The 13,090-nt window shown below is 37.8% G+C and carries 13 protein-coding genes; 1 reads left to right on the top strand and 12 read right to left on the bottom strand.

The genetic code is table 11. The features are described from left to right. Positions 1–20: 20 nt before the first annotated feature. The 8 genes from topA to IEU90_RS03820 form a co-directional block, all read right to left on the bottom strand. Complete coding sequence (topA, locus tag IEU90_RS03855; protein ID WP_153709698.1) at positions 21–2,141, bottom strand: type I DNA topoisomerase; 2,121 nt, start codon at positions 2,139–2,141, stop codon at positions 21–23. 130 nt (positions 2,142–2,271) lie between these two features. Beyond that, entirely contained in the window at positions 2,272–3,138 is an 867-nt protein-coding gene (gene dprA / locus IEU90_RS03850; RefSeq protein ID WP_153709699.1) for a DNA-processing protein DprA, read from the bottom strand. Between the two features lie 50 nt (positions 3,139–3,188). Then, entirely contained in the window at positions 3,189–3,959 is a 771-nt protein-coding gene (rnhB, locus tag IEU90_RS03845) for a ribonuclease HII (protein WP_153709700.1), read from the bottom strand. After that, positions 3,952–4,824 carry a ribosome biogenesis GTPase YlqF gene (gene ylqF / locus IEU90_RS03840; protein ID WP_153709701.1) on the bottom strand — a complete coding sequence of 291 codons (873 nt, stop codon included), beginning with the start codon at positions 4,822–4,824 and terminating at the stop codon, positions 3,952–3,954. The genes rnhB and ylqF overlap by 8 nt, the downstream gene beginning before the upstream one ends. 13 nt (positions 4,825–4,837) lie before the next feature. Then, a complete protein-coding gene (locus IEU90_RS03835; protein ID WP_153709702.1) occupies positions 4,838–5,062 on the bottom strand; it encodes a YozE family protein in 225 nt (74 codons plus the stop codon). Between the two features lie 18 nt (positions 5,063–5,080). After that, entirely contained in the window at positions 5,081–5,683 is a 603-nt protein-coding gene (locus IEU90_RS03830) for a YpmS family protein (protein WP_188357753.1), read from the bottom strand. A 2-nt stretch (positions 5,684–5,685) separates the two neighbouring features. Next, positions 5,686–6,606, bottom strand: coding sequence for an SGNH/GDSL hydrolase family protein (locus tag IEU90_RS03825; protein WP_153709704.1), 921 nt, complete (start codon positions 6,604–6,606; stop codon positions 5,686–5,688). 102 nt (positions 6,607–6,708) lie between these two features. Continuing rightward, on the bottom strand, positions 6,709–7,551 hold the full coding sequence (locus IEU90_RS03820) for a DegV family protein (protein ID WP_153709705.1): 843 nt from the start codon (positions 7,549–7,551) through the stop codon (positions 6,709–6,711). Between the two features lie 178 nt (positions 7,552–7,729). Here IEU90_RS03820 and trhA point away from each other — a divergent pair, with 178 nt between their 5' ends. Further along, positions 7,730–8,374, top strand: a complete 645-nt coding sequence (gene trhA / locus IEU90_RS03815) for a PAQR family membrane homeostasis protein TrhA (protein WP_153709706.1) — start codon at positions 7,730–7,732, stop codon at positions 8,372–8,374. On the opposite strand, the gene IEU90_RS03810 is transcribed toward trhA, so the two are convergent. Genes IEU90_RS03810 through IEU90_RS03795 form a run of 4 tightly spaced genes read right to left on the bottom strand, consistent with a single transcriptional unit; the run spans position 8,354 to position 12,969 of the window. Continuing rightward, the gene (locus tag IEU90_RS03810; protein ID WP_153709707.1) at positions 8,354–8,851 is read right to left on the bottom strand and encodes a dihydrofolate reductase; all 498 of its coding nucleotides are present in this window, start codon (positions 8,849–8,851) and stop codon (positions 8,354–8,356) included. The two genes, trhA and IEU90_RS03810, sit on opposite strands and share 21 nt — an antisense overlap. 12 nt (positions 8,852–8,863) lie before the next feature. Further along, entirely contained in the window at positions 8,864–9,826 is a 963-nt protein-coding gene (locus IEU90_RS03805) for a thymidylate synthase (RefSeq protein WP_153709708.1), read from the bottom strand. 19 nt (positions 9,827–9,845) lie between these two features. Next, positions 9,846–11,756 (bottom strand): ABC-F family ATP-binding cassette domain-containing protein, encoded by a 1,911-nt coding sequence (locus tag IEU90_RS03800; RefSeq protein WP_153709709.1) that lies wholly within the window; start codon positions 11,754–11,756, stop codon positions 9,846–9,848. A 1-nt stretch (position 11,757) separates the two neighbouring features. Beyond that, the gene (locus tag IEU90_RS03795) at positions 11,758–12,969 is read right to left on the bottom strand and encodes a CCA tRNA nucleotidyltransferase (protein WP_153709710.1); all 1,212 of its coding nucleotides are present in this window, start codon (positions 12,967–12,969) and stop codon (positions 11,758–11,760) included. Between the last annotated feature and the right edge of the window lie 121 nt (positions 12,970–13,090).

The following is a 13,090-nucleotide window of genomic DNA, read 5'->3' as shown; positions in this document are numbered from 1 at the left end:
GTAAAAGTATATCTATAATTTTACTTTTGAACTTCTTCTTTATAATCACCATTTGGACAGATAACTTGCTTTCCGCCCTTAACCTTCTTTTCAACAAGGAAGTGCCCATCTTTGGGACAATTACGACCAATTGGTTTATCCCATGAGACAAAATCACAGTCTGGATATCGAGAGCAGCCATAGAAGGTACGGTTCTTTTTAGATTTTCGTTCAACAACAGTTCCTTCACCACATTTTGGACATGTAATTCCGATATCCTTTACAATTGCTTTTGTATTTCGACATTTAGGGAAACGAGAGCAAGCGTAAAATTTGCCATAGCGCCCCATCTTGATAACCATCGGTGCCCCACAAATCTCACAATCCGTCCCTGCTAACTCATCTTTCATCTCAATCTTGTCGACTTCTTCTTCAGCAGCATCCACTTCTTTTGAGAACGGTTGATAGAATTTATCAACAACATTAATCCAATTCTGCTTTCCTTCTTCAATTTCATCCAATTTTCCTTCAATGTCAGCAGTAAATTGAACATTTACAATATCTGGGAATTGTTTTTCGATGATCCGATTAACAATCTCCCCCAGTTCAGTTGGCTCAAAGTGCCGTGATACTAAACGAACATAGTAGCGGCGTTGGATAGTATCTAGAGTTGGCGCATATGTTGATGGACGTCCAACACCATTCTCCTCTAAAGTTTTAATTAATGCAGCTTCAGTGTATCGTGCTGGTGGCTGGGTAAAATGTTGCGCTGGATCATCTTTAATCATTTTTGCCTTATCACCTTCAGCAAGTTCTGGCAATAAGTTATCCTTTTCAGTCCCACGTTTATAGACTTTTGTAAAACCAGGGAATTTAACTTTTGATCCGTTTGCCCGAAAGTCAACCCCATTTTGCTGAAGGTTAACATTCATTGTATCAATTACTTCTGCTGTCATTTGACTTGCAACAAAGCGTGACCAAATCAAGCTATAAAGTTTATATTGGTCGGGTGTCAAATATTGCTTCATCTTCGCTGGCGTCCGATATACAGAAGTTGGCCGAATAGCTTCGTGAGCATCCTGCGCCCCTTCTGGCAGCTTACCTTTAACTGGCTTAACTGCTGCATATTCGCCACCATAGTTTTCGTGAATATAGTTAGATGCCTCGTGCTTGGCAATTGAGGCAATTCGGGTTGAATCTGTCCGCATATATGTAATTAGACCAACCGGTGCCCCTTCTTTTATATCAATTCCTTCATAGAGCATTTGCGCCGCCATCATTGTTTTTCGTGTTCGGAAATTTAAGCGACGGTTAGCATCTTGTTGCATGGTCGAAGTAGTATATGGCGGTTGAGGCTGCCGACGACGTTCTTTTCTTGTAACCTTTGTAACTTCAAAATCTTTTTTCTTATCAATTTTAGATAATATTGTCTGGACATCATCATTATTTTTTAACGCAACTTTTTTACCATTTTCGCCATAAAAGCTAGCTTTAAATTCTTCTTTACCTTTTTTAAAGTCAGCATCAATCGTCCAGTATTCTTCAGGCTTAAAGTTTTTTATTTCATTTTCGCGTTGAATAATAAGGTAAAGTGCAACCGATTGAACTCGACCGGCACTTAAACCCTTTTTTACTTTTTTCCATAGAATCGGACTGATTGAATATCCCACCAATCGGTCTAATACCCGTCGCGCTTGCTGGGCATCAACGAGATCCATATTAATCTCTCGTGGTTCCTTGAATGCTTCTTTTACCGCATCTTTTGTAATTTCATTAAATGTAACACGATTTTTCTGATTATCATCAAGTTTCAGAATATTTGAAACGTGCCACGCAATTGCTTCACCTTCACGGTCAGGGTCAGATGCAAGATAAACAGCCTTCGCATTTTTAGCATCTTTACGTAGTTCTTTAATCACATCGCCCTTTCCACGAATAGAAATATAATCAGGCGTATAATCGTTCTCAATGTCTACCCCCATCCGGCTTTTAGGCAAATCACGAATATGTCCTAAGCTAGCAACGACCTTGTAAGACCGACCGAGAAACTTCCCAATTGTTTTTGCTTTTGAAGGTGACTCAACAATCACCAAGTTCTTTTTTATTTTTGAACGACGGCGAGTAGTCTTCTTCGCCGTTGATTTTGTTGTTTTGGTTGCCATTTTGGTAGGCTCCTAACGTTTTTATTAAATTTCACTCAATAATATTATTAATCCATTTGACCATCATATGTCAAATATAATCTCTAACTGAACAAAATATTTTAATCAACTTTAGGATAGAAATCAAGCCCTAGTTATGCAACTGAAATTCGTCTAGTAAATCCTGCGCACTAAGGATTGGCTTAGCACCTGCAGCAATTAGACTATTACAACCAACTGATAATGGCGCGTCTATTCGACCTGGTACCGCACATACTGTTCGATTTTCATCTAAACCAATATTTGCCGTGATTAGGCTACCGCTTCTCTTTTTTGCTTCTACGACTAAAACAACCTCACTCAACCCAGCAATAATCCTATTTCGCTCTGGGAAGTGGTAGGGCAACGGTGGTTCACCTAGACCGTATTCCGAAAGTAAAAGTCCGCACTTAGCCACTTCTTCTTGCAGGGAATAGTGACTTTTAGGATATACCTGATCAATCCCACAACCAATCACCCCAATGGTCTGTCCACGATACTTTAATGCTAGTTCGTGACTAAAACCATCAACGCCCTGGGCTAACCCACTTACAATTACAATTTGATGTTTAATCAATGGCGGGAGCAATCCACGAAGAGCACTCTGTCCATAATTTGTAATTTGCCTTGTCCCAACGACCCCAATTGATGGTTGATGGAGTAAGCCCAAATTACCACGATAAAAAAGGACTAACGGCGGACAATATGTCTCTTTTAACCCCAATGGATTCAAAGGATCAGCAATCGTAATAAACGCTATTTGACCATTGGCTGCAACCACATCGTCAAGCTCTGCACTTCCCCAATTATTTTTCAAAGCTGTAGCACTCCGCAAACTCACATTAGCATGATCAATTAAATAGTCTATATTATTAAAGCACCGTGTTTGCCGTGCACACTCCCACAAGCGATACTTTGAAACTAAGCCAACGCCGCGACACAAACTCAGTCGCAATAAAAAATCTCTTACCTGTAACATAAAAAAGCCTCCTATTATTTATATACGGAAGCTTTTTGAAAATGCACTTTTTATTTTAAGTACTTCGGAACAGGATTGAATGAACGACGGTGAATCGGTGTTGCACCTAAGTTTTTAAGCCCCATTAAATGTTCTTTTGTCCCATATCCCATGTTTTGGGCAAAACCATATCCAGGATAAACATAATCATAGTCACGCATTAAATGATCACGATATTCTTTAGCAACAATACTTGCGGCTGCAACGCTAATACTTTTTTGATCACCTTTAATTAGGGTGGTTTGTGGAATATTGATTTTAAGCGGGACAGCATCAACAATTAAATGATCCGGACGGTGGTGAAGCTGGTTAACTGCTCGAATCATCGCGTCCTGGGTTGCTGCATAAATATTTAACTTATCAATCACCGGAGCATCATTGACCGCGATGCTTACCTCTTCAGCTTCATCAACGATCTTTAAATATAAATTTTCACGTTCATGACGCGTTAATTGTTTTGAATCCGTAACCCCTACTAAGTTAAAATCGGCATTCAAAATTACTGCACAGGTTACAACAGGGCCAGCTAAAGGACCACGACCGACTTCATCCATCCCTGCCACATATTTACAGCCACTTTGCCAATAATGATTTTCATATTTAAAACGGTTTTTAAAAGCTGCTTGAGCCTCTTGTTGCCGTATTATGCGGCGTTTAAATTGTCCAATTGCCGTTTGGACGCCTTTTCGTGAGTCAGTGCTTATTAACTGAATATATGGATCATCAAGCTGACTAATTTTTTGTAGATGTTCTTTAATCTGACTAATCGTTTCTTTACTCATTTAGCCCATCCTCATTAAGGTCAGCAGGCACTTCAAGTGTAATCGGACCAAGTTTATTTTTTCGTAAATCGAAAATTAAGCGTTCACTAGCGCGATCATAATCATCACGAAAGCCCATTTTAGTTGTAATTGTTAAAAGTAAATCTGGATTTGAAATATTTTTATCCAAATCATCATCTGTTAAATGATAACGCTGTTTTAGCATTTCTGGCTGATGCTGACGTAAATAATCAAGAGCAAATAATGCCACATCATCCTTAGCGTATAAACTGTCCTTAATTGCCCCTGTTAAAGCTAGCATAGTTCCTTGCTTAGGAGTAGCAAATTTATGCCATAATACTCCTGGTGTATCTAGCAACTCCAATTCTGCTGAAGAACGAAGCCATTGCTGTCCGGTAGTTACTCCTGGACGGTTACCAGTAGCGGCCACATTTTTCTTTACTAAATGATTTAACAGCGTTGATTTTCCAACATTTGGGACACCTACACACATCGCACGAATTGGCCTTTTCTTCATCCCCTTAGCTTGTTCTTCTGCTAGTTTATCCTGCAAAATTTCTTTGCTTTTTGCTGTCACAATTTTTGCAACATTATTTTGACGCGAATCTAAAGCTAAGACTGGCTGATCATGATTCTTAAAATATTCAATCCATTCATTTAACCGCTGGCGATCAGCTAAGTCGGTTTTAGTCATAATCAGGAGCTTTGGTTTATCTCCTGCTGCTAATGCTACTTCGGGGTTTTGTGATGAGTAAGGGACCCGTGCATCAACTAATTCAAATAAAATATCAACTAACGGCATTTGCTCGCGAATTTGACGCAAAGCTTTGGCCATGTGTCCTGGAAACCATTGTATTGTTGCCATTTAAAATTCCTCCCTAATTAGCTACGACATCGAGGTACCTTTGCCATGCCTCATCAAAAATTGTCATTGATGGCAAATAATCAGCATTTTCTTCTAAATATTGTGAAATCTCGTCGAAATCCGTTGAGTGTTTAGGAAAAGCAGTATCAAAAAATGCGTTATTAGCAAATTGTTGAACTTCATCAGCACTATTTGGATTTCTTTGCGTCATCAAGAACTGGTAAAAACTCATCCGCATTAAAATTTCCTCCTATCCTCATTTATTATTAGTTGGTACAGTGATCAAGAACTTGAATTGTCCTTCTTTCATATCTATCTCTTGGGCCGAATACTTCAAGGAACGATGCTTGCTATAACGATTAAGATCTAATAGAACAGTCTTCTTTTGTGGATTGATCTTTACCCATTTAGGAATATCATAATTTTTAGCAATATAGCCCATCACAAATTTTATCGGAATGTTTAATTGCCCAACTGACAATCCCTTAGCACGTAATAAGACATTCCCATCTGACAAACGTTCTGGAATAAAATTAATTGCAAAACGAACACTAGCACCAAGAAATTTGGTATTCCCTGTCAGAGTAGCATGCTTATCTCCAACAATGAAATCATAACGAACTTTCTGCCCCTTCAAGAATTCATTTAAATAATTTGCTGCAAGAGCATTAACCTGTTTTCGATTTAGCTCAACAGTAACAGATGAGTCGCTGGGTTTAATTGGTTTAGTAACCTCTGCCTCAGGTGTCGGTGCGGTTGCTTTATTTAACACCACCCCACAGCTAACTACTATTACTGCTACTAAACAAAAGAATGCCCATTTCCACCAATTAATATTTTTGCCATTAACTTTTTTCATTGTTACCTCCGTGTAAATTCCCAACTATCATGTTTTTCCATGGACTTAAATAACTGATCCGCAATTTTTACATATCCAGCATGGTTTGGATGAAAATTGTCTTCAGTTGAAATATATTTATTTAAATTCTTGTCTTTGTGATTCATGATTGCGATAACACGTTTTTGACTTACTTGACCTTGGTTTGCCTTCTCCTCTTCTTTTATTAGCTGTTGTTGTTGACCTTTCGTTTGATATTGACCATACGACATTATCTTATTGATATTTACAAAATACATATATTTATAATTATTCATTGCAGATTTTGTCGTTTGATTCCATTTGTTAATTGATTGGTTAATAATTGTCACGTCAGGAAAATATGTGTAAAACGGGTTATAAATACTCATTACGAAAATCGGTGCTCGCGGATTTTCTTTTCGTACCGCCCCGAATAGCTTATTAAGTTTTTGCTGATAAACTTTTTCACCACGTTCAACACTATTCGTTACTTGATTTTCAGAACCCATGACATTTTTTTCAAGGATTTGCATCAAATCATTTCCACCAACTGTCATTGTAATTACATCAGCGTCCTGTAAATCCTTTCGTAATTGTGTCTGCTGAGTTAAACGATCAAGAATCTGGTCTGAACGATCACCTGTTACTCCATAATTGACGGTAGTGACTTGGGTTTGTCGATACCGATGTTCGATTTTATTTTTGATAATGCCAACATAACCACCATTATTAGTTTCATCACCTTCACCATGAGTAAGGGAATCACCTAACGCAACTACTTTAACATTCTTCTTTTCAACATACTTTGGCGTCTTAATTTCAGAACTATTAGACGACTTTGGCGCATGAATAGCATACCAGCCACCTCCGCCAATACCAATAATTACCAAAATCAAAAGGAGCCACTTGATCCATTTTTTCATCTATTTTTACTCCTTTATTTCATATTTAAGAGACGGAGGCTGGGAAAAAATTTTCATTTTTTCTCAGCCTCCACTTTATTTTTCAAGATAATCTTTTTTAACTTATTCTGTATAATACAGTAAACAGCAAGCACCCATTCCCGTATGAGTTGCAATAATTGGTACAGTCTCGCGAACAACAACATTAATGTTAGGATAAAGTTCTTTTAAGTTTGCTAATAAGCGGTCCACTTCTTTACCCGCGTCAACATGTGAAATACCAATCCGTTTTACTTTAGGTCCGCGCGCCATTTCGTCTAAAATCTTTCCCCATTCTTTATGGATCGACTTAAGACCGCGTCCCTTAGCTTCAATATGGATTTGTCCCCCATATACTTGTAGCATCACCTTGATGTTAAGTAAATTAGAAACCGCACCGGCAAATTTACTAATTCGCCCACCAGCAACTAAATTATCAAGATTATCAATTGCTAAATACAACTTTGATTTTGCAAGGACGTCTTTCATCTTTGAAATTGCATCCTCAACACTGCCGCCATCTTCAATCACTTTAGCAGCTTCAACAATCTGAAAGGCCATCCCCTGATCCGTTGTTTGTGAATCATATACGGTAACTTTAGTTTTAGTCATCCCAGCAGCCTGTTCTGCCGCATGGACTGTCCCGCTAATCGATTCCATCATTGTAACACACAATACTTCACTGCCATCTTCGCCTAGTTTATCGAATGCATCGACAAACTTACCAATTGGTGGTTGGGATGTCTTAGGCAGCGAGTTAGCATTTTTCATCATTGCAGGGAACTGGTCATTTGTAATCGTTTCACGCTCAACATATACCGTCCCGTCAATCATTACACTTAATGGTACAATTGTAATGTTATATTTTTTAATTTCTTCATCAGTTAAACCTGCTGATGAATCACAAACAATTTTTATCTTTGACATGAAACTTACCACTCTTCCTGAACAATTTGTGCTATAATTATCTAGTATTCAAAACTAGATAATTCATTTCAAGTACTATTATACTAGATTTTATTTAATTTTGTAGGATTAATTACTATTCATATAGTATACCAAAAATAATTTAAGAATTCATTGGTCTTTAGAAAGGGGTCTTTTGATGAATACACAAAATAAAGTAAAGGATCATCGTACTCTGCTTATTGAAATTGGTAATGCTATTACACATGGAATCGGAGCTGGCTTATCCATTGCCGGTTTAATACTATTAATCGTTCGGGCAGTTCATACCGGCAGCCCAATGCGAATTGTAACTTTTACAATCTATGGAAGTGCGCTAATTCTGTTCTACCTCTCCTCAACTCTATTCCATGCATTGATATTTACCCGTGCCAAGCATGTTTTTCAGATTTTAGACCACTCGATGATATTTGTCCTTATTGCTGCTACATATACTCCTTATTGTTTAGTAAGTATCCGTGGTTGGTTAGGCTGGACAATCTTTGGAGTCATTTGGGGATTATCAATTATCGGAATCGTCTACAAAGCTATCTGGCTTAAGCACAAAAGCAAATATTCAACTATTATTTATATTTTAATGGGGTGGCTATGCTTAGTAGCATTTGCACCATTATGGCATTCTCTGGGACCAGTTGGATTTGGGCTGCTATTACTTGGGGGATTAGCATTTACTGTAGGTGCACTATTTTATAGTCGCCCTACACCATATACCCACTTAATCTGGCATATATTTGTTTTAATTGGAACAATATTAATGTACTTTTCAATCCTTCTCTACGTTTAAATGCCATTTCTCAAAACGACAAATAACTTGTCCTTCTTCAACATGCTCATTCTCGTCAACTAAGTGCCAACGGTCATAATCGATCGTTGGCATTTTTGTATCACCAGCAATATCAGCATTTATGACCGTCCGCGTCAATTTAGTTGCTAACGGCAATAATTGCTGATAGATAGTTGCGCCTCCAATCACAAAATATTCAGCTGGATATTCCATTAAATATTTTTTTAATTCGTCTAAAGAATGAATAACAATAACATCAGGAATATTTATTTTCTGACTAGTAATAACGATATTTTTCCGTTTCGGTAAGGGCTTATTCCCTAAAGACGCAAATGTTTTCCGCCCCATTATAATTGGATGACCCATCGTCTGCTTACGAAAATGTTTCATATCAGCCGAAACATGCCATGGAATTGTATTATTTTTTCCAATCCAACCATTTAAATCTTCAGCCCAAATTAAATTTAATTCTGTCATCATCGTATCCTCTTAAACTGCTACCGGAGCTTTGATCGCCGGTTCATGAGTATATCCTTCTAATTTTATATCACTCATTTCATATTGATCAATTGGCTTGGGTTCAGCAGGTAAGATTAACTTAGGTGCCTCATGCGGTGTCCTCGTTAACTGTTCTTTAACCTGATCAAGGTGGTTTAGGTAAATATGAGCATCCCCAAGCGTATGAACAAATTCACCAGGTTCCAACCCGCATTGATGCGCGATCATATGTGTCAGTAAAGCATAACTTGCAATATTAAACGGTACCCCTAAAAAGATATCAGCGCTTCGTTGATATAATTGACAGCTTAATTTGCCGTCATTTACATAAAATTGAAACATCGTGTGACATGGTGGGAGCGCCATTGATGGGACATCTTCTGGATTCCAGGCAGAAACAATCATTCGCCGTGAATCAGGCGTCGTTTTTATTTGGTGAATAACATTAGCAATCTGGTCAACTGTACCACCTTGACTGGTCTTCCATTTGCGCCATTGACTTCCATAAACAAGTCCGAGGTCACCATATTTTTGGGCAAATTTATCATCTTCTAAAATGCGCTGACAAAAGTCCTTTTTTTCCTGAAGATAAACCTTTTTAAATTCTGGATCCTGAAGCCAGCGATGACCAAAATCAGTCATATCTGTTCCTTGGTATTCATCACTTTCCACCCATTTCTTAAACGCCCATTCATCCCAAATGTGGTTTTTATGTTGAAGTAAGAAACGAATATTGGTATCTCCCCGTAAGAACCATAAAAGTTCACTCTTAATTAAACCAAATGGCACTTTTTTTGTAGTTAAGATTGGAAATCCTTTAGTTAAATCAAAGCGCATTTGGTAACCAAAAATAGACTTAGTACCTGTTCCTGTACGATCATCTTTTTGATGTCCATTAGCAAGAACGTAGCGGATAAGGTCTAAATACTGTTGTTCATTCACATTTGCTGCCATTCCCGATTCTCCTTTTCCTCTACTCGTCAACGTATGTACTCAAGTATTCCCAACGAGCAGTCTTATCATCAATTTTTTTCTGAACTTCATTTAATTGTTTTTGTAATTTTGCTAGTTTAGTATAATCACTTGCTGCTTCAGCCATTTTACTTTCTAATTGCTGATGTTCTTGATCGAGTTTATCTAACTCTTCGTCAATATGATCCCATTCAAGCTGCTCAGCATAAGTAAGTTTTGTCTTTTCTTTTTTTGCCGGTTTTTGCTTTACGGTTTGCTTCTTAGCAGTTATTTTTTGGCCTTTTTTATCTTCTTTAGCCTGTGCTGCTTGATCGCTTTTGGCCGCTAAATAATCCGTAAAACGACCGGTATAACGTTCTATATCACCATTCCCATGAAAGACCAATAAATCATCTGCAACTTTATCCAAAAAGTAACGATCATGAGAAACCGTAATGACAGTTCCAGCAAAGTTATCTAAGTAATCTTCTAAAACAGTTAAGGTGCCAATGTCTAGGTCATTTGTCGGTTCGTCTAGTAATAAGACATTAGGTTGTTGCATTAAAATCTTCAAAAGATATAATCGACGTTTTTCACCCCCGGAAAGCTTTCTAATTAATGTTCCATGCATAAAACGAGGGAATAAAAACCGCTCTAGCAATTGCGTAACACTAAGTTTATTACCGTCTTTATCGGTAACATTATCTGCAATTTCAGATAAAAAGCTAATCATCCGCTTGTCATTATCAATTCCTTCCGTTTGCTGAGTATAGTAACCCAGTTTAACAGTTTCACCAATTTTTAGAATCCCGCTATCCAATGGAACCCGCTGTGCAATCACATTTAATAAACTTGTTTTTCCAGCACCATTTTCACCAGTAATTCCGATTCTGTCACCAGCTTGTACTAACCAGTCAAAGTCCCGCAAAATTTGGTGATCATCAAATTTTAAATTAGCATCTTTAAACTGAATAACATCTTTCCCCAATCGTTGGGACCCAAGGTTGATTGCAATATCTTCATCAGTCTTAAGGTTACCAATTTTGCCTTCTAGTTCATGAAAACGATTAATTCGTCCCTTTTGCTTAGTCGATCGTGCCTTTGCACCTGTCCGCATCCACGCCAGTTCTTTTTTATAAAGCTGTTGATTTTTTCTTTCAGTATCTTTAGCTAACTCAACTCGTTCAGCCTTTTTCTCAACAAAATCTTGATAATTACCTTCATAATGATAAAGCTTACCAAACGATAATTCCCAAATATGATTTGTAATCTGGTCAAGAAAATAACGGTCATGAGTTACAACAAGAACTGCGCCTTTATAACTACGCAAAAAGTCTTGCAACCAAACTACAGAATCAAGATCAAGGTGGTTAGTTGGCTCATCAAGCAGTAATAAGTCAGGTTGCTGAATTAATACCTGTGCCAATCCAACCCTTTTTTTCTGTCCTCCTGAAAGTTGAGAAATTTTTTGACTAACATCCTTTATTTTTAACTGGGTAAGAATCGTTTTTACCCGACTATCTGCTTCCCATGCGTCTTCTTGATCCATTTTTGCCTGCATTTTTGTATAACGGTCAATTGTCTGTGAATCTTCTGGATGCTTTGTAAAACGGTCAAGTGCTAATTCATATTGCCGAATTGTTTCAAAAACCGGCTGCTTGCCTTCAAAAACAGCTTCCATTATTGTTTTACTTTCATCTAATTCGGGTTGTTGTTTTAAGTAGCCAATCGAATAGTCATTTGGCTTAGTAATTTGACCGCCGCCTTCTGGATTTATTTCACCGCTAATTACATTTAACAGGCTTGTTTTCCCGCTCCCGTTAACACCAATTAATCCTATTCGATCATTTTCGTTAATAATAAATGAGATATTGTCAAATAATGTCTTTTCCCCATAGGTACTCGTAAGCCCTTCAGCACGCATTGTCTGCATATTATCCCTCTTTCACTAGTTCTTGCGCTTTATTCAATAGGGTTGTAGTATCATTAGCTACTTCATCATTAAGCACTAATAATGTCAACTGTTGAATGATTTTCCCCATTACTGGTCCCGGTTTTATCCCTGCCTTAGTAATTAACATTTTCCCATCAATTGCCAAATCTTTAGCACTTTTAATTGGTAAACGTTGATAGGCTTTTTGCAATTCCGAATCCTCAATCGCCCAACCATATAATTTAGCAACTTGGTTAGCATCATGGAGGGCACTATCTCCTGTTCTAAACATTAGGGATGGTGTTAAGTTTCGTTGATGAATTGCATTAACTGCTGGGATAATCTTTTTTACTTGAGCAATTAAATCGTTAGCAGTTTTCCATTTCTTTAAGAATTTAGCAATCTCGCTTTGATCTAACTGCAGTTGCAAACCAAGGACAGCCCACACTTGAGCCTCATTTTCTAAATGCCATTGATTTAATACTAATAATGTAGCTAACTGATCTTTCGTATTAGCTAAACCAGGACAATACTGATATAGACCAGTAGCAATGAAATCTTTTAACCCAGCGACTGGATTTTGCCCTAAAAATAACTTTTCAAGCTCAACTCTAATCCGTTCGACAGCAATCTTTGCCAACAATGGAGCATTTTCCTTGATCCCCTTTAACGTTGGTACATCGATTACAAAATCAAGCTTACTTGCAAAACGAACCGCCCTCATCATTCGCAGAGCGTCTTCATGGAATCGCTCATTAGGGTCACCTACAGCCCTAATAAGGCGTTTTTGAAGGTCCGCAAGCCCGTTAAATAAATCAATAACCTCACCATCTTCACGTAACGCTAACGCATTTATCGTAAAATCACGGCGTTGCAAATCCTCATTTAAGGATCGCACAAATGTTACTTTATCTGGACGGCGAAAATCTTGATACCCTGACTCAGTTCTAAAAGTTGTGGTCTCATAACCTGTTCCATGATCAAGAATCATCACCGTGCCGTGTTCAATTCCTGTATCAACAGTGTGATTAAAAATGGCCTTAATTTCACTAGGATAAGCGCTCGTAGCAATATCTATATCATGAATTTCATCATGCAAGATAGTGTCACGGACACAACCGCCAACAAAGTAAGCCTCATAGCCAGCAGCCTCAATCTTTTGCAAGACTGGTCGTGCGGGTTCAAATATAGCCGGTAACTGTTTAATTTTCATTTAATCATGTCCTCATTTCGATAATCAAAATTGATTATAACAAATAAATTTAAGTCTAAAAAGAGACAGGAAAGATTGTGGACGGTTAATTCCCTAATCTTTCCTGTCTTCCTTAAAATTG

Source organism: Limosilactobacillus caviae, from assembly GCF_014635905.1.
GTDB classification, from domain to species: Bacteria; Bacillota; Bacilli; order Lactobacillales; family Lactobacillaceae; genus Limosilactobacillus; species Limosilactobacillus caviae.
Note: the sequence above shows the minus strand (reverse complement) of the source record. Positions and strands in the feature narration are given on the sequence as shown.